Origin of the sequence: Cellvibrio fontiphilus, from assembly GCF_042646205.1 — a bacterium.
In the GTDB taxonomy this organism is placed as follows: domain Bacteria; phylum Pseudomonadota; class Gammaproteobacteria; order Pseudomonadales; family Cellvibrionaceae; genus Cellvibrio; species Cellvibrio fontiphilus_A.
In genome coordinates, this window is the sequence record NZ_JBHRTF010000006.1 from 89,767 (window position 1) to 107,963 (window position 18,197).

Consider the following 18,197-nt stretch of genomic DNA (forward strand, 5'->3'; position numbering starts at 1 on the left):
TCCTGCAATGTAGAAATCCAAAGAGGTGCATTATGTTTGCTTGGTATCAGGGGTTGAATCTCCGTTGGAAAATCAGGTTGCCGCTGCTATTGCTGGTGGTGTTGGTGGTTTACATGGGAATCTACTCGATGAATACCAGTCATCGACTAGGTGAAAATGCTGTAACCATCGCCAAGGTTAACCTGCCCGAAATTGAGTTGCTCATTCAAGCGGATAGGGATTTATACCAAGCACTGGTTGCCGAGCGAACACTGTTGCAATCTGACATGGCTGCAGATGCATTAGTTGCCGAGCAGCGCGATAACGCCCAGCAAGCCCTTGATCGAATTAATAAATCCTTGGATTTGTCCAATAGTTCAACCCAAGCCGAGCGCGACGAATTCGCTCGCTTATTCAAGCGCTGGAGTGATTTGGCCAATGAGGTGGTGCGCGATGCGCGCGCTTCCGATGAAAACACCCGTGCTTTGGCATTACAAAAATCCTATGGTGAAGCCGCCACAGCATTTGATGATGTGCGTACCTATATAGATCAGTTACAAGAAAAGCGTTTGGCTCATGTCGATGAATTTAGTCGTCAAATTGACCTGAGCCAAGATGAGGCTGAGCGCTATTTATTAATGTCGTTGATAGCGGGTGCGCTGGTTAGTTTGATCGCAGCATTTTTCTTACCCGTTCTTGTGGCCAATCAAGTGAGCCAGATTAGTCATCGCATCCAAAACATTGCCGAGGGTGATGGCGACCTGACCATTCGTGTTCCTGTTGAAACTAACGATGAACTCGGCCATTTGGCTACTCACGTTAATCACTTTATGGAGAAGTTGCAGCGCATCATCGCGAGTGTTTTGAATAATGCCGCCGAAGTTTCCAAAACGGCGGAAGCATTACTGGAGGTCTCCAGCAATAGTCAGCGCGCTGCGGATGATCAATGTCAGGCTATTACTATGGTGGTTGCAGCCGTTAACGAATTGAGTATGGCTATTCAGGAGGTGGCGCGTAACACCAGTAGCACCGCGCAAAATACCCGCGAGGCAACCAATATTACCGATAGTGGTCAGGAGCGAATTCGTATTGCAGTAGAGCGAGTGCAACAGTTGGCGGTTCGTATCAATGAAACTGCTGATTTTATGTCGCATTTAGAAGGGGAGGCCAAAAACGTAACATCGGTGATTGATGTCATTCGCGGAGTGGCTGAGCAAACCAATTTGTTAGCACTGAATGCGGCGATTGAAGCTGCGCGCGCGGGTGAACAGGGGCGTGGTTTTGCAGTGGTGGCTGACGAAGTGCGTACTCTGGCCAGTAGAACGCAGCAATCTACCGCTGATATCCAGGGGATGTTGGGGCAGTTACAGCAAGGCGTGCAGCGTGCAGTAGAGGCTATGGGTAGCAGCTCTACAATGACTGCCGAAGCAGCAACATCAGCAAACGACGCAGGTCAATCACTCAAGGGAATTGGCGCGGCAGTAAAAGAAATAGCAGATATGACGTTGCAAATCGCCACGGCAGCAGAAGAGCAGAGTTCAGTAACGGCGGAGATAGACAAGAATCTGGTGCAAATCAACTCGCTGGCGATGAATACAGCCCAGGATGCATCCCGAACTGCGCAGGAGAGCCAGCATCTGAATGAATTGTCGATTCAATTAAGACAGTTGTTAGCCCAGTTCCGAGTTTGATGCATGGTTGCACAACGCGGCGGTAAAAGGCCGCGTTTTAAAGCGGCAGCTGGGTCGTGAATTTGACTTGTTTGAGCGCAAACGCAGAGTTAATTGAACCAATATTGGGTAGATGAATTAAGGTCTCTTTCATCAGGCGCTCATAGTGCTCAACACTTTCAACTACCACCCGCAATACATAATCTTTCTCACCACTGGTTGAATAGCATTCAACCACCTCTGGAATCGCCTGCACTGCTTGCTCAAATGCTTCCAGTGAGTTGCCATCGTGATTTTTGATGGTGATGTAGGCGTGAACAGTGACGCCCAAATTTAATAATTTGGGATCGAGCAGGGTGACCTTTCCGCGAATCACACCTTCAGTTTCCAGACGTTTCAGGCGGCGCCAGCAAGGGGTGTGAGACAGGCCTATCATGGCGCCCAAATCAGCCATTGAGTAATCAGCGTTCTCTTGGAGTGCACGCAAAATTTTGCGGTCATATTCATCAAGTTCAATAGAGGCAGGCATATACTTATCCCGGAGGTGCGAGTGATTAGGCATTATTATAGGATGAAAGCGCTGTTTTGAAAATAAAATGAGGATGGTTTTAATCGTGCTAAGGGGGCATCTGTTGCAATGGTTGTGCTGTTGTTCGGCGAGGTAACGAAAGGTTGGCCTCGGGGGCGCGTATTGTGATTGCCGTCATGGGCGTGTATCGTATCGCCTCTTTTGTCAGGCACTTTTGTGTCGCTGTTCGCGTAGGGTGTTTGATGCCGTCGCGATAAAAAATAATGCTGAGGAGCAATCCGAGATGAGAGTGATTTTGTTGGGCGCGCCAGGTGCGGGTAAGGGGACTCAAGCGCAACTGATTATGGAGAAATTTGGCATTCCCCAAATCTCCACTGGCGATATGCTGCGTGCCGCCGTAAAAGCCGGTACACCTCTTGGTTTACAGGCAAAGGATATAATGGCCTCGGGTGGATTAGTGCCTGATGATCTGATTATTGCACTGGTAAAAGAGCGAATTACTTCTACTGATTGCGCCAATGGTTTCCTGTTCGACGGTTTTCCTCGCACTATTCCACAGGCAGAAGCCATGCTGGAAGCGGGTGTTGATATTGATCATGTGATCGAAATCCACGTTCCTGATGAAGAGATAGTTTCCCGCTTGAGTGGTCGCCGCGTGCATGAAGCTTCTGGGCGTGTCTATCACATTATTTATAACGCCCCCAAAGTTGAAGGTCATGATGATGTGACCGGTGAGCCGCTGATCCAACGCCCTGATGACACAGAAGAAACTGTGCGCAAACGCTTGGGTGTTTATCACGATCAAACCGAGCCTTTGGTGGGTTTTTATCAGGAGCTTGCAGCCTCGGGTAATACCAAAGTGCCTAAATACACTCGTATCAGTGGTATAGGTAGCGTTGATTCTATTCGTCAGCAGCTGTTGACTGTCTTGGGTTAATCGCGCTTTAGCGTTCATAATAGGCTCTCCGGAGCCTATTTTTTTGCCTGCCGTTTTTGCTGTCAGGTCAAACAGCTGCTTCCTATCTTATCGCTGATTTTTATTGGTTTACTGCAAGGGTCGCGTTTTATGGCAGTTATTCTAGCCCTCGATTCATCAACCGATGCTTGTTCTGTGGCGCTATATGCGAATGGCGAGTTGAGTTCCAGCTTTGAACTTGCGGCCAAAAGCCATACCCAGCGGCTTTTGCCCATGGTGGATGAGCTATTGGCCGGACATGGAATTGGGTTAACGGATTTGGATGCTATTGCGTTTGGGCGTGGCCCAGGCTCATTTACTGGCTTACGTATTTGCATAGGTATAGTGCAAGGTTTAGCTTTTGGGGCGAATCTTCCGGTTATTCCGGTATCTACCCTGGAGGCAATGGCGCTGGGTTTTTACCGTAATAACCCAACCAGCAAACAGCCGGTGATGGTTGCATTGGACGCGCGGATGAATGAAATCTACTGGTGTGCCTATCAACCCACTGGGCAAGCCGCTGGGCTTCTGGAACCTATGGTCGATGAAGTGGTGATAAATCCAGAACTGCTGGTTGAGCAGGTTTTACCGGTTATACCGGGTGGTTTTGCTGCTGTTGGGCCTGGTTGGCACTACCCGTCGCTACAAAAACTTGCACCGCAATCGCTGATTTTGGATGTACATCCCTCGGCGGAAGATATGGCCTTGATTGCCGCTCGTTTATGGCAAGAAGGGGCGGCGATAAATGTACTTGAAGCAGAGCCTGTGTACCTGCGCGATACCGTCTCCTGGCAAAAGCGCCAGCGTATTCGCGATACTCATGACTTGTTAGTGAAATAACCTGCGAACAAATTTTTGGTGACCTTATGAGTTCTGCTGTCTATACCCAATCCGGGTTTAACCTTGGCCTGCTTAAGTTCCTGCAAGCATCTCCCACTCCATTTCATGCAACACGCAATCTGGCTGAGTGTTTTTTAGCAGCCGGATTTGAGCAATTGAATGAGGCGGATTCGTGGCAATTAGTGCCAGGCAAGCGCTACCTGGTTACCCGCAATGATTCCTCTATCATTGCTTTCATCTATGGTCGTTCAGATTTGTTGGACAGCGGGATTCGTATGCTGGGCGCTCACACTGATAGTCCTTGCCTTAAGGTAAAACCTCGCGCCGAGTTAAACCGTCGCGGCTATTTCCAGTTGGGAGTGGAAGTGTATGGCGGTGCTTTATTGGCTCCCTGGTATGACCGTGATCTATCCATGGCCGGCCGCGTAACTTATCGCGATGAGTCCGGGCAGATGGCCAGTGCACTGGTGGATTTCAAGCGCCCCGTTGCAATCGTGCCGAGCCTTGCTATTCATTTGGATCGCGATGCCAATAACAACCGTTCTATCAATGCACAAAAAGACATAGTGCCGCTGATATTGCAGTTGCCCACTGAGGATAGCGTGCTGCCGGATTTTCGCAGTCTTCTGCACGCGGAGCTGCAAGCCAGCCAGCCACAGCTGCCGGTGAGCCAGGTATTGGATTATGAAATAAGCCTTTACGACACCCAGCCGCCCGCTTTGGTTGGCTTGGAGCAGGATTTTATTGCCAGTGCCCGTCTGGATAACTTGCTTAGCTGTTATGTGGGCATGCAAGCGCTGTTGGAGGCGGATGATCAGGTATCCAGCTTGCTGATCTGCACCGATCACGAAGAGGTAGGCAGTGCCTCCTGTTGTGGTGCCAAAGGGCCGATGCTGGAGCAATTTTTGATGCGATTGCTGCCCGAAACCGAATCGCGCATTCGTGTTATCGAGCGTTCGATGATGATTTCAGCGGACAATGCTCATGGTGTTCACCCCAATTTTATGGATAAACATGACGAGAATCATGGCCCATTGCTGAATCGTGGCCCGGTTATCAAGGTCAACGCTAATCAGCGTTACGCGACTACCAGCGAAACCAGTGCATTTTTCCGTCTGCTTTGCGAAACGGCTGATGTGCCGGTGCAGGCCTTTGTGGCGCGCACTGACATGGGATGCGGCAGTACTATCGGCCCGGTAGTCGCCTCTGAAGTCGGTGTAAAAACAATTGATGTTGGTTGCCCAACCTTCGCCATGCATTCCATTCGCGAGTTGGCTGGAGTACAGGATGCCTGGAATTTATACCGCGCGGTGGTGGTGTATTTCTGTTACGCCAAGCCGCCGATGGCCTTGCTAAGCAGTCGTTGACGCGCCATCGCTCTCATCTGTGCTGTGACCCAGTACAAAGACTAGGGACAAGTCTGCGCCAAGCCCAAGGGCTACGCTTATAATCGCGCCGCTTTCCCGATGAAATACCTCCATTAGCATCGGGTTTTATTATTCACTGCTGTGTTAATGGAGTTTCCCCATGGCGATTAGCCTTGATGTATTAGCTTCTTTTGCGCCCTTCAATACGCTCAGCCATGAGTATCTAATTCAGGTTGCCGAGAAGGCCTCGCTGCGCGATGTGCCCAAGGGCACGATTATTTTCAAGCGCGGCCGCCCATTTCCCGAGAAGGTATACCTTGTTGGCGGTACGGTTGACTTGATCGACTCTGCTTTTCAAGTCAGCACCATTAACCCTGCGAGCGAATCACGTCGCTCTCCATTGAATATCACCCAGCCGACTCAAGTGTCTGCGGTCGCAAAATCCGACGTGACACTACTGGCGGTCGACAGTGATTTTCTCGATCTGGTGCTTGCCTGGAGTGAATCCAGCGACGAAGAGGTAGAGATTCCAGGAGTGAGCTTGCATGATGATAACGATTGGATGTCGTCGCTTTTGCAGTCACCACTGTTTAGCCGTTTGCCACCTGCCAATATCCGTCAGCTGTTCATCCGTTTTGTGGCGCAAAAAGTTCAGGCCGATGAAATAGTCATTAAACAAGGCGAGCGCGGTGAATTTTTCTATGTGTTGGAATCCGGCAGCGCTACGGTAATTGATCCGGCGGGGAAAATTCTTGCGGCGCTGCGCCCCGGTAATTATTTTGGCGAGGAGGCGCTGGTGGGTGAAACCACGCGCAATGCCACAGTAAAAATGCTGACGCCGGGCAAGGTGATGCGCTTGAACAAGGAGGATTTTCGTGAACTTTTGCAGGAGCCGGTGCTGCGTTATATGAGTGCTGAAGAGTTGCGCAATCGTCCGTCCGATGCTGCGCCTTATCAAATCATTGACGTGCGCCTGCCTCTTGAGCGTCGTATGCAAGCGGTTCCGGGCAGTCAAAATATTCCGCTCAACCAACTGCGTAATCATTTAAAAAATCTCGATTTTAATAATGTTTATTTGGTGACTGACGATTCTGGTCGTCGCTGTCACGTCGCAGCGCATTTGTTAAACCAGGCGGGTTTTGATTGTTATGTGCTGCGCGACGCCGAAGCCTGTTACCACGGGATTTGACGCTGATTAACGCTGTAGTCCCGTGCGCTCGCCCGGTTCCGACTATGCTGGCTGGGCGTTTCGCTAGCCTGTATGATGGCGCCCTGAATTTTCCTGTGAATATTTTGATAAATAACAGATAGGGCACCATGAGCAAGCAACGTGTTTTAACCGGCATTACCACCACGGGCACCCCGCATTTGGGCAACTATGTGGGCGCGATTCGCCCGGCCATCCAGGCCAGCCAGCGTGCGGATGTACAATCCTTTTATTTCCTTGCTGATTTTCATGCGTTGATCAAATGCCAGGAGCCTGAACTGGTTCATCAATCAACGCGCGAGATTGCCGCCACCTGGCTCGCCTTGGGCCTGGATGTCAACAACGCTATTTTTTATCGCCAGTCCGATGTGCCTGAAATTCCCGAACTCTGTTGGATGCTGACTTGTATGGCGGCCAAAGGTTTAATGAATCGTGCACATGCCTATAAAGCATCGGTGGATGCCAATGTTGCGGCAGGTGAAGATCCGGATTTTGCTATTACCATGGGTTTGTATTCCTACCCGATTTTGATGGCTGCGGATATTTTGATGTTCAATGCGCACAAGGTGCCGGTAGGTCGCGATCAGATTCAACACATTGAAATGGCGCGCGATATTGCCGGTCGTTTCAACCACCACTACGGCGAGCATTTTGTATTGCCGGAGGCTTTGGTCGATGACAGTGTGGCAGTATTGCAAGGTTTGGACGGGCGCAAGATGAGCAAGAGCTACGGCAATACCATCCCGTTATTTTTGCCAGAAAAACAACTAAAAAAATCCATCAATAAAATTCTCACTAACTTGCTTGAGCCAGGTCAGGCGAAAGATCCGGATACTTCACCGGTATTCCAAATTTGGCAAGCCTTTGCTACCCCGGAGCAAACGGCAGAAATGCGTCAGCAATTTGCTGATGGTATAGCTTGGGGTGAAGCCAAACGGCAGTTGTTTGAATTAATTAACAGTCAGTTGGCGGAGGCGCGCGAGAAATATGAAGCGCTGCTTGCCAACCCTGCGCATATCGAGGAAGTGTTGCAGCAAGGTGCAGAAAAAGCGCGCGCCTACAGCAAGCCTATGTTGGAAAAAGTGCGTGAGGCAGTTGGGATTCGCAAGATAAAATAAAGTGCGCTAGTGAACACTTGGTAATAAAAACGCCCGCGTATTTTTTGGGATATACGCGGGCGTTTTTATTTTTGATGTTAAAAAATTACACTCAGTCTGCGAGAGCAGAAACGACTTTTAATACTGCAGAAGTCAATCGACTAAGTTGCTCCGGGTTAATAATAAATGGCGGCATCAAATAAATAATATGGCCGAAAGGCCTAACCCAAACACCTTGTTCGATAAATAGCGGCATTAGTTGCGCTGTGTTTACTGGCTCATGTAATTCCACTACGCCAATAGCGCCCAGAGTGCGAACGTCTTTTACGTAGGAAAAATCCTTGCAAGGTGCTAATTCGTCGCGCATTTGCTGGCTTATGGCCGCAACGCGTTCCTGCCAATTAGTGCTGAGCAGTAATTCAATGCTCGCATTGGCAACAGCGCAGGCGAGGGGGTTGGCCATATAGGTAGGCCCATGCATAAAAGCCGGATTGTCGCCGCTGGCAATGCCGTTACTGACTTTGTCATTGCACAGTGTTGCTGCAAGGGTGATGTAACCGCCGCTGAGTGCTTTACCCAAACACATAATGTCCGGGCTTATACCGGCATGCTCACACGCAAATAATTTCCCGGTACGCCCGAAGCCTGTCGCAATTTCATCAACTATCAGCAAAATTTCGTGCTTGTCGCACAGCTCTCTCACCCGGCGCAAATATTCCGGCGAGTAAAAGCGCATCCCTCCAGCCCCTTGGACTATAGGTTCCAAAATAACCGCTGCGATTTTTTGGCGATGTTGTTGAATTAGCTGGGCAAATTTGGCGATGTGACTCTCTTGAAAGGTGTCATCAAATCCGCAGGTCGGTGCTTCAGCAAATAAATGATGCGCCAGGGTGTGATGAAATAAATGGTGCATGCCCGAATGCGGGTCGCACACCGACATGGCGCCGAAGGTGTCGCCGTGATAGCCGCGTTTTAAGGTTAAAAACATGGTGCGCTGGGCCTGGCCCTGGGCGTGCCAGTACTGCAGCGCCATTTTCAGCGCTATTTCTACTGCCACTGAACCTGAATCAGAAAAGAAAACTTTATTTAAACCTTGTGGCGTAATGCGGGCGAGAGTTGCTGCAAGTTTAACCGCAGGTTCGTGGGTTATACCGGCAAACATCACATGGGCAATTTTGCCGAGTTGATCAATCACTGCCTGATTCAGTACCGGGTGATTGTAACCATGCACCGCTGCCCACCAAGAGGACATGCCGTCAATTAATACGCGGCCATCGGCGAGTTGTAATTCCACTCCTTGCGCGCGGGTGATGGGTGTAATCAAACCGGGATTGGTGAAATCGGTATAGGGGTGCCAGACGTGTTCGCGATCCAGGCGGAGTAGATCCTGTGGGGCAATTTGATGGTTGTATATCATGAGAAAGTCCAAAACCGGCATGCCGATAATGCTAAACAATGTGGCTCCACTTTAGCGAAAAAAGTTTCAAAAATCTGAATCTATTTCGCCGAAGTGAAGTGCCGCATTAATTAAAGCGGACAATCAAATCCAACTGCTTATGCGATAGCTTGTCCATTTCGCTGTTAAGCCCATCGGCGATGCTGACTTCCTGCTGGGTTTGATCAGAAATTTGCGCAATCGTTTGGGTGTTGCGTTCAATTTCCAAGGCCATCGAGGACTGCTCCTCGGCTGCAGTGGCAATTTGGTGTGACATTTGATCGATGGTATTTACCGATTGCGAGATGGAATCCAGCGCGGCGCGCACATTGTTCATTTCCAACACGCTGCGGTCAGCCAGATTCAAACAATTTTTCATATTGACGCTGGCGTCATCGGTCGCCTTACCCAAATTGCCAATAATTTGTTGGATATCACCAGTGGATTCCTGAGTGCGCTGGGCAAGTGAGCGAACTTCATCTGCTACTACCGCAAATCCACGCCCCTGTTCACCGGCTCGCGCCGCTTCAATCGCCGCGTTCAGTGCCAACAAATTGGTTTGCTCGGCGATACCGCGAATCACATCAACGACGCTGGCGATTTTGCTGCTGTCCTCGCTGAGTTTGTTCAGCACATTGCCAAGGTTGGCAACTGTTTTGGATAAATCATCAATAGCTGTGCGTGCACCCTCAATTACCTGATTGCCTTTTTCCACTTCATCAATCGCGGTGCCAGTGGCGATGGATGTCTGATTGGCACCGCTGGCCACTTCCTGAACCGCTTGTGCCATTTGTTGCATGGCGGCCGCCACACCGGCTGTTTCGCGTTGCTGCGCAGTCATGCCTTCATAGGTCTTACTGGCGTGATGATGCGCGGCTTCAGCTTTGTGTTGTAGTTCTTTTGCTGATTCACCAAAACGGCCAAGGGCGGTGCGCAGGCGCGATTTAATCGCATGCTGTGCCAGTTCGATTTCCCCCATAGCATCACAGCGGCCTGTGTAGATGTAGGCTGCAAATGGATCGTTAATAGTAGCGCGAGCCTCCTGTAGCGCTTGAGCGATGCGGCTTTGTTGCAGCGTATGCGCCACGCCCCCGAATAATACACCCAAAACCAGGCTGGTTAGCGCAACTCCAGCCGACAGATTGCCAAGAAAACCACTGGCGACTAACAACAATACCCAGCTGACAGCAGCAACAATCGCACTATTGCCGTACTGGCTCCAATATTTTTCAGCGGCGGAGTAGGGCGCTTTACCTTGGTTGATTCGCGCGTAAACCGCTTCGGCGCGCTTGATTAGGTGTGGTTCCGCTTTTGCCCGCACCGATTCATAACCATAAATTTGACCATTTTGGCGCAGCGGGGTGATGTAGGCATCTACCCAATAATGATCGCCGTTTTTACAGCGATTTTTGACTATGCCCATCCAGGGTTTGCCGGCTTTTAAGGTTTCCCACAGCATGCCAAAGGCCGCTGGTGGCATCTGTGGGTGCCGTAAAATATTGTGTGGTTGATTGATTAATTCGTCATGGCTAAAGCCGGAGATGCGGCAGAAGGTATCATTGCAAAATTCAATGTCGCCGCGCAGATTAGAAGAAGAGACAATTTCATCCCTTGATGAAAGCTGTACTTCCCTACCGGTGAGATGGCCGTTGTTACGCATGTGTAAATCCTGAGTTACGTCGATGAAATCCCCGCCGCTGCTTGGGTGTTTACGGCAGCTGGTTAATCAAGCCTAGTTCAAAAATACCGAATCTCTAGTGCGACTATTCGCTGGCGGAGTCATTGGGTGATGCCTCTGGCTCATTGCGATCATGCGGCGTAAGCGCGTCCGCGTGATTTATCGGTGCCCGGGCGATGTTGTTGTAGCGCGCCGAGTTCCAGGCTGGAATTAAATTGTTGCTCGCGCAGAAATCGGCCCAAGGCCGCGCGTTTGTCCTCCTGCAGGTCAAGAAATTCAAGGCTGATTTGGGTGTGTCGGTAAGGGCTGCGGCCCATCCGGAAAGCGCAGATGCGCGCCTTACAGCGAATCTGTAGCTCATCGCTCAAGTTGACCTCGCACAGCGGCATGGTTGCACCATGGCGCAAATGCGGCAGCAAGTTGCCCGCGACCATAATGCGCATCCCGCCAACGGAAATATCCTGCAGTGTGCCAAAACTGGGGTCCTGGCCTATGGGGCGGATTTTTACCGACAGTGGAGATTGGTGGCCGATGGTGTAGCGCGGGTAGCGACGGCGCGGTTGGTAGTAAGCAAAAGGCGGCAGCTCAATGGCAATGCCAGAGGTGCCATAGCTGGAGCCCAGGGCGATGACCGGTGCACAAATGACTAGCTCTTCGGTGTTGCGGTGGTGGCGTATGCACAGCTCATCACCCGCATCCAGTATCAACTGCTGCGGGAACAAGTCGTCCAGCCAGAGTAAACCGCGCTCCTGGTCGATAGCGATGATCATGCTTTGGTAGCTGCGGCTGCTGCCGGTAATTTTTACCTCCAGCAATTGTCGCTGGTCTTTTAAGTCCCAGAGCGATTGGTGCTCATCGGGTACGGCTAGGCGGGTGGCGCTGTCACTGGCGTTTGATGTGTTATTGCCTGCGTCTTTGCGCTGGTCTTTTTTAAAGAATTTATCGAAAAACGACATGAAAACTCCTCGCGGCAACAGGTCGCCCCGGCAGCAATAGGCGGGGCATTTGTCCTGAGTAGAGCAAGCGCTGTGCCAGTCGCCTATGAGCCAGTCTTTACGGGCTTGCGGCCACTTTACGCTAGCTGATACTGGGCTGGAACCGGCAAAGGTTTGCCTACTGGCGGTCATTGATTTCAACTTGCGGGTAAAATCCGTACAATGCGCGCCGCCGCCGGTTGGTCGCGGCAATGTCTTGTCCTGAAGCCATGAGTGCACGTCCATGAAAGAGTTACACGAACGCAAAGATCGTCTTGAATTTAATAAGCTGCAAAAGCGTTTGCGTCGGTTGACCGGCTCCGCCATTGTGGATTACGGCATGATTGAGGATGGCGATAAGGTAATGGTATGCCTCTCTGGTGGAAAAGACTCCTACACCATGCTGGACATACTGCTCAGCTTGCAAAAAACCGCGCCCATTTCCTTCGAAATCGTGGCGGTAAATATGGATCAAAAGCAACCCGGTTTTCCCGAGCACATACTGCCGCAGTATTTGGCCGACCTGGGTGTGCCTTTCCACATCATCGAGCGCGACACCTACAGCATTGTGAAAGAAGTGGTGCCGGAGGGAAAAACCACTTGCGGCCTCTGCTCACGTTTGCGCCGCGGCACTCTCTATGGGTTTGCCGATGAAATAGGGGCGACCAAAATCGCGCTCGGGCATCACCGCGACGACATTATCGAAACCCTGTTTTTGAACATGTTCTTCGGCGGCAAATTAAAAGCCATGCCGCCCAAATTGCTCTCCGACGACAAGCGCAACATAGTGATACGCCCCTTGGCTTACTGCGCGGAAGAGGACATAGCCCGTTTTGCGGAGATGAAAGGCTTCCCGATTATTCCCTGCAACCTCTGCGGCTCCCAGGAAAACCTGCAGCGTCAGGTGGTGAAAGATATGTTGGTGCAGTGGGAGCGCCAGTTCCCCGGCCGCACGGAAACCATTTTTTCGGCGATCCGCAATGTCCAGCCATCACAATTGGGTGATGTGAATTTGTTTGATTTTATGAATTTGCAAATCAACAAGCAGAATCCGGCAGGGGATGAGGACGATAGTTGCAGTATTAGCCTGCCGACTAAACCCATCGCCGATGCGGTGCAATACGTGGATGTGTTGGATATCCACTAGCCGATTTTTCAGGCCACTTTGCGCGGTAAATAGGGTGCAATTAACTGCTGGTAATTGTGTAGAAACACGTCGGTATTCCTTACAGCGCCACAGCCATTATCAAAAAACGCCGCCCAGAGCTGCGCCATGCTGAGTGGATCGCAAGCAGCTCCGGGGTTAATGCCGGCCTGTCGGTAAATCATCCAGGCCATACCAGTGCTGTAACTCAGGTTGGTGATCAGCTCCCGTTCGGGGTCGAGTAAAAACTGCTGTTGGCTGGCGAGGCCGCGCTGTCGCGAGGCGAGGTCGGGGAATTGGATCAGGTAGCCATCCCAGAGCGCGCGATGTTTGGCTTTGGTGATGCGATAAAGCCCCATACCTTCGCTTTTCCCATCGTAGCAGTGCAGCCCCAGCAGCGATTCCTGGGCGGCAGTTGCCAGAAGTAATTGCTCGGCGAGTGGGGAATAGTTCCCTAGTGCCTCCAGGCTGGGTTTGATAATCCATTCACTTAATTCATTGACACAGATGCCCATAGCTACCTCGTTACGCCTTAATCAGTCAGCACTTCATTGCTTCACTGACGGTGATAAAACTGGCGTCAAAAAACCACTACAACCTAAGTGCAGCATAACTCAGGCCAATTTGCCTGTTTTTTAATCCAATCACCGCACGCCAGCCCTTCGCTATACTCCCCTTATAACTGTGGAGGTGTTTATGCGAATTGGTATCCCCAAAGAGATAAAACCCGGTGAAAACCGCGTGGCACTGACTCCTTCAGGTGCTGCTGAGCTGGTACAGCGTGGGCATCAGCTGCTGGTGATGACCGGTGCTGGTGCAGCCTCTGGCTTCACCGATGACCACTATTTGGCAGCTGGTGCCCAAATAGTTGCCAGCCTCCCAGAGTTATACGCAGGCGCAAGGCTAATCGTTAAAGTCAAAGAGCCGCAGCCGGAAGAATATTCACTACTGCGGCCAGACCATCTGTTGTTTACCTACCTGCACCTCGCTGCCAGCCAGTCGCTTACCGAGGCACTGCTCGCCTCTGGCGCCAGTTGTCTTGCCTATGAAACCCTGACTGATCACAGCGGGCGTTTGCCACTGCTGGCACCTATGTCAGAAATTGCCGGACGGGTAGCGGTGCAGGCGGGCGCGCACCACCTGCAAATGGCGCAAGGTGGCAAGGGCATATTGTTGGGGGGAATCCCCGGCGTTGCGCCAGCCAATGTACTGATTCTGGGTGGTGGTGTGGTGGGGGCCAATGCGGCTGCTATGGCGGTGGGCTTGGGGGCGCAGGTGCGAATTATGGATAAATCCCTTCCCCGGTTGCGCCAGTTGGATGACCTTTGGCGCGGCAGGGTAGTCTGTGAATTCGCCACTCAGGAGCGGATCAACGCCGCGGCGCTGCAGGCCGACTTGATTATCGGTAGCGTGTTAAATGCCGGTGCCAGCGCTCCGCGTTTGCTGTCTCGCCACCTTATCGGGCAAATGGAAAAGGGCAGTGTGCTGGTGGATGTGGCAATTGATCAGGGTGGATGTTTTGAAACCTCGCGTCCCACCAGCCATCATCAGCCAACCTATGTGGAGGAATGGGTGATTCACTACTGTGTCGCCAATATTCCCAGTGCCGTAGGCCGCACAGCAACGCTGGGCCTGACCAATGCCACACTGGGTTACATATTGCGCCTTGCCGATGCCGGCCTCGCTGCGCTTAACTCGGATGCTGATTTCAGGGCAGCGCTGAATATTTGCCGCGGGGAGCTGACCCAGCCCGCCGTTGGCCGCAGTTTTTCTATGTCTTGGCGCGATGCGGCGGAGTTGCTTTAGGTTATTGAAACTTATGAAAATAAATTTATTGATTCCGGCGCCAGCGATTAGTTTGTTCTATACTCTGGCGAAACAAGGAAACATCCGGGGTAATTGCAGCGATTACGCCGCCAGAGTTGCGCTCCCGGATGTAACGTAAATGCCCTCCCGATAAAAACATTCATATCCCGGAAGTCCAAGGTTAATGAGAGATAAAGCGCCTTCATTTTTTAATGGCATATCTTTTCAACTTGCCAAGATCGGCATCATTCTGGCGTTTGTGCTGAGTTTTCTGCTGAGTTCCGTTCAGCTTTATCTGGATTTCCTCAATCAGGAAAAAGAACTTAAATCCCTTATCGACCGTGTTATCCAGGTTGCTACGCCGCCGGCCGTTCGCTCGGTATCCACACTGGACGATGAACTCTCCTACGAAGTTGTGAATGGCCTGCTGCGCTACGGTTTTATTTATGAAGTGGTGATTTATGACGATACCGGCAATGTGCTCGCCCAAGGCAGCAGCGCGCGCCCGGAAGTCACCACCCGCTGGCTCACCAGCAGAATTACCGACAATACCCGCGAATACACCGCCAATTTATTACTGCCGGGCTACAGCGATGGCACCTCGGGCAGTATCCGTTTTTCGGTGGACATGGATCTGGCGCTGGAGGGTTTTTACAACCGCTCCAAAACGGCGTTGATGACTGGTTTATTGCGCAATATGTTTTTGGTATTGCTGTTATTTATTGTGTTTTATTACACCCTCACTAAACCGCTGGTGCGTTTGTCGCGTGAGATCAACAACATCAACCCCGATCACCCCGGTGTAAACCGCCTCACCCAATTACCCCCGCATCGCAAAGATGAACTCGCCCAGTTAATTGCCAGCTCCAACCAATTGTTAGATGTGGTGGAATTATCCCTCGCCAAACGCCGCGCGGTGGAATTAGCGCTGCGCAAAAGTGAAGAGCACCTACGTCAGATTATCGACCACTTACCGGTAATGATTGGTGCGCGCAACATCGCCGGCTATTACCTGTTTGCTAACAAAGCCCTCGCCAATGAATTGGGTTATACGCCGGAACAAATGCGCAACTTGCACGTGCGCCAGCTACTCAAAAATTCAGTATTTGATATAGACACCATGCTGCAAAATGATTATCGCGTGATTCGCGGCAATGAAGAGCTGGATGTTATTGAAGAGCGTTTTGTGACCGCGACGGGTAAACAATTATTTTTGCAAACCCACATTATGCCGCTGGCGTTTTACGACGAAAAAGTTGCGCTTATTGTGTCGGTCGATATTACCGAGCGCAAAAATGCCCAAGCCAAAATGGAATTTATGGCGCACCACGATGCACTGACCGGCCTGCCCAATCGCCTGCAACTGGTGGAGCGTTTGGAGCATGAGTTGCGCCGCGCCGAACGCCACGGTTATTTTGGTGCAGTGTTATTTATCGATTTGGATCAATTCAAAACCATTAACGATTCACTGGGTCATCCGGTGGGTGACCGGGTGTTGGAAGTGGTTGCCGAGCGCTTGCAGCAGTCAGTGCGCGAAGAAGATCTGGTGGCGCGTTTGAGTGGCGACGAATTTGTTGTAGTGCTCACAGTGCTGGATCAAAACATAGAAACTGCTGCGCTGCGCGCGGGCGAGATCAGTGAAAAAATTCGCACCATCATTTCCCAACCCTACCTGTACGACAACATGGAATTGCGTGTGACCTGCTCAGTGGGGGTGGTGGTTTATCCGGACAAAAATAATTCCGTACATGAGCTGCTGCGTTATGCCGACACCGCCATGTACCAGGTAAAAGAAAAGGGTCGCGATTCGATTGAATTCTTCAACGAAGAAATGGCCGATAAAGTGAGTCGCCAGCTCACTATGGAAGGCGATTTACACCGCGCGTTGGATGAAGCGCAATTTGAGCTTTATTACCAACCCAAAATCGATATTAAGTCTGGCCGCGTGGTGGGCGCTGAAGCGCTACTGCGCTGGAATCATCCAGCGAAAGGGATGATACCGCCGGGCGATTTTATTCCCGTGCTGGAAACCTCCGGCATGATTATCGATGTCGGCCAGTGGGTATTGGAAGATGCCTGCAAAACACTAGTGCAGTGGAAACGAGCCGGGCTTTGGCAAGAAGGTATGAAGCTCAGTATTAATATCAGCCCGCGCCAATTCCGCCGCGATGCCTTTGTGGACGATGTGCTAGCCGTACTGGATAAATATGCTATTCCCTGCAATTCGCTCGATATGGAAATTACTGAGGGCATAGTTATCCAGCGAGTGGATGATGCGATTGCGACCATGACTACCCTGAATGAGCGGGGCGTCAGCTTCTCGCTCGATGATTTCGGCACCGGCTATTCATCCATCAGTTACTTGAAACGTCTGCCAGTAAGCACGTTAAAAATCGATCAGGGATTTGTGCGCGATATTATTGTGGATCGCAACGACCGGGTCTTGGTAGAAACGATTATTACCATGGGCCGTTTGCTGGATATGGAATTAGTTGCTGAAGGTGTGGAAGAAAAAGAGCAACTGGAAATTTTAAAATCCTACGGCTGCGATTATTACCAAGGCTATCTGGCCTCCCGCGCCGTACCCATCAACGAATTTGAAGTGATACTGGCGCGGGAAAATAGGTAAAACTGCGTTAACAATCCTCAAAAGCCTGCCAAAAATAATAAGGGCCGCGTTAAAACAATCGGCCCAATAAATACGGCACGGCGGTTTCCACCCGCATAATCCGCTCACCCAAATGTACCGCTTCAAAACCGCATTTTTGCAGCAGTGCAATTTCGTATTCAATAAAACCACCTTCAGGGCCAACGGCCAGCGAAAGTGCATAATCAATTTGACTGGGGCAAACATTGGGCGTGTAGGGGTGCGCTACCAGTGCGCGGGTGCCCGCAATTAACGCGGGCAATTCATCTTCCACAAAAGGTTTAAAACGCTTGTGCAGGTGCACCTGTGGCAAGCGCGTGTCACAGCCCTGTTCCAAGCCTAGTAATAATTGCTCATGAATATTGGCCGCTTCCAAAAACGGCGTTTGCCAATAACTTTTTTCCACGCGGTAAGAATTAATCAGGTGCAATTTTTTAACACCCAGGGTCGCAATGGTTTGCAAAATTCGGCGCAACATTTTTGGGCGCGGCAGTGCTAATACCAGCGTTAAATCCAGGGCTGCTGGCGGCGGCTCGGTTAAATCCAGTGCCAGTGAAATTTCACTTTCACCCAGCCCCGTAATTGTGCCTTTGCCCATATTGCCATTGAGCATCCCGACCTTGAGTGTATCGCCCACTGCAGCGCCGTGAATGTTTTTGATGTGTGTTAAACGGCGCAAATCTGTTATTACAGCGCTGGAAGGCGAGGTTAAATCTTCGGGGGAGAGTAAAATTAAATTCATGGTCAGTATCAGTTACAGCAAAAAAGTGAACAGGCATCGGCCATTTTTTATTTGGCCAGTGGATAGGCGCTCACCGAGCGCTGCCCAACTAAAAACCGGATTAGCTTACCTGAAACTACTGCATGTT

The 18,197-nt window shown here is 50.9% G+C and carries 15 protein-coding genes; 9 read left to right on the forward strand and 6 right to left on the reverse strand.

Translation table 11 applies throughout. The features are described 5' to 3' along the window. Positions 1-32 precede the first annotated feature (32 nt). The gene (locus tag ACFODX_RS14160; RefSeq protein WP_378120286.1) at positions 33-1,670 is read left to right on the forward strand and encodes a methyl-accepting chemotaxis protein; all 1,638 of its coding nucleotides are present in this window, start codon (positions 33-35) and stop codon (positions 1,668-1,670) included. Positions 1,671-1,707: 37 nt separating this feature from the next. Here ACFODX_RS14160 and ACFODX_RS14165 read toward each other — a convergent pair whose 3' ends face one another. Continuing rightward, on the reverse strand, positions 1,708-2,178 hold the full coding sequence (locus tag ACFODX_RS14165) for an Lrp/AsnC family transcriptional regulator (protein ID WP_324259076.1): 471 nt from the start codon (positions 2,176-2,178) through the stop codon (positions 1,708-1,710). 283 nt (positions 2,179-2,461) lie between these two features. Between ACFODX_RS14165 and adk the strand changes: the two genes are divergently transcribed. The 5 genes from adk to ACFODX_RS14190 all read left to right on the forward strand — a co-directional run bounded on the left by adk (position 2,462) and on the right by ACFODX_RS14190 (position 7,665). Then, positions 2,462-3,115: an adenylate kinase gene (gene adk / locus ACFODX_RS14170; protein ID WP_378120288.1), complete on the forward strand. Its 654-nt coding sequence runs from the start codon at positions 2,462-2,464 to the stop codon at positions 3,113-3,115. A 129-nt stretch (positions 3,116-3,244) separates the two neighbouring features. Beyond that, entirely contained in the window at positions 3,245-3,973 is a 729-nt protein-coding gene (gene tsaB, locus ACFODX_RS14175; protein ID WP_378120290.1) for a tRNA (adenosine(37)-N6)-threonylcarbamoyltransferase complex dimerization subunit type 1 TsaB, read from the forward strand. Between the two features lie 26 nt (positions 3,974-3,999). Beyond that, positions 4,000-5,340 carry a M18 family aminopeptidase gene (locus tag ACFODX_RS14180; RefSeq protein ID WP_378120293.1) on the forward strand — a complete coding sequence of 447 codons (1,341 nt, stop codon included), beginning with the start codon at positions 4,000-4,002 and terminating at the stop codon, positions 5,338-5,340. A 160-nt stretch (positions 5,341-5,500) separates the two neighbouring features. Further along, entirely contained in the window at positions 5,501-6,529 is a 1,029-nt protein-coding gene (locus ACFODX_RS14185; protein ID WP_378120295.1) for a cyclic nucleotide-binding domain-containing protein, read from the forward strand. Between the two features lie 128 nt (positions 6,530-6,657). Further along, positions 6,658-7,665: a tryptophan--tRNA ligase gene (locus ACFODX_RS14190; RefSeq protein ID WP_378120297.1), complete on the forward strand. Its 1,008-nt coding sequence runs from the start codon at positions 6,658-6,660 to the stop codon at positions 7,663-7,665. A 91-nt stretch (positions 7,666-7,756) separates the two neighbouring features. Here ACFODX_RS14190 and bioA read toward each other — a convergent pair whose 3' ends face one another. The 3 genes from bioA to ACFODX_RS14205 form a co-directional block, all read right to left on the reverse strand. Then, entirely contained in the window at positions 7,757-9,061 is a 1,305-nt protein-coding gene (gene bioA, locus ACFODX_RS14195) for an adenosylmethionine--8-amino-7-oxononanoate transaminase (RefSeq protein ID WP_378121008.1), read from the reverse strand. 106 nt (positions 9,062-9,167) lie between these two features. Beyond that, on the reverse strand, positions 9,168-10,739 hold the full coding sequence (locus ACFODX_RS14200; protein WP_378120299.1) for a methyl-accepting chemotaxis protein: 1,572 nt from the start codon (positions 10,737-10,739) through the stop codon (positions 9,168-9,170). 149 nt (positions 10,740-10,888) lie between these two features. Further along, positions 10,889-11,713 carry a flagellar brake protein gene (locus tag ACFODX_RS14205; RefSeq protein WP_378120301.1) on the reverse strand — a complete coding sequence of 275 codons (825 nt, stop codon included), beginning with the start codon at positions 11,711-11,713 and terminating at the stop codon, positions 10,889-10,891. Between the two features lie 262 nt (positions 11,714-11,975). Between ACFODX_RS14205 and ttcA the strand changes: the two genes are divergently transcribed. Continuing rightward, positions 11,976-12,878, forward strand: a complete 903-nt coding sequence (ttcA, locus tag ACFODX_RS14210; protein ID WP_378120303.1) for a tRNA 2-thiocytidine(32) synthetase TtcA — start codon at positions 11,976-11,978, stop codon at positions 12,876-12,878. 8 nt (positions 12,879-12,886) lie between these two features. Here ttcA and ACFODX_RS14215 read toward each other — a convergent pair whose 3' ends face one another. Further along, positions 12,887-13,390, reverse strand: coding sequence for a hypothetical protein (locus tag ACFODX_RS14215; RefSeq protein ID WP_378120305.1), 504 nt, complete (start codon positions 13,388-13,390; stop codon positions 12,887-12,889). 181 nt (positions 13,391-13,571) lie between these two features. Here ACFODX_RS14215 and ald point away from each other — a divergent pair, with 181 nt between their 5' ends. Both ald and ACFODX_RS14225 read left to right on the forward strand, forming a co-directional pair. Continuing rightward, positions 13,572-14,681, forward strand: coding sequence for an alanine dehydrogenase (gene ald / locus ACFODX_RS14220; RefSeq protein ID WP_378120307.1), 1,110 nt, complete (start codon positions 13,572-13,574; stop codon positions 14,679-14,681). Between the two features lie 184 nt (positions 14,682-14,865). Continuing rightward, the gene (locus ACFODX_RS14225) at positions 14,866-17,310 is read left to right on the forward strand and encodes a putative bifunctional diguanylate cyclase/phosphodiesterase (protein ID WP_378120309.1); all 2,445 of its coding nucleotides are present in this window, start codon (positions 14,866-14,868) and stop codon (positions 17,308-17,310) included. A gap of 49 nt (positions 17,311-17,359) precedes the next feature. Here the strand turns inward: ACFODX_RS14225 and ACFODX_RS14230 are convergent, their stop codons facing one another. After that, positions 17,360-18,070 (reverse strand): 16S rRNA (uracil(1498)-N(3))-methyltransferase, encoded by a 711-nt coding sequence (locus ACFODX_RS14230; protein WP_378120311.1) that lies wholly within the window; start codon positions 18,068-18,070, stop codon positions 17,360-17,362. Positions 18,071-18,197: the final 127 nt, after the last annotated feature.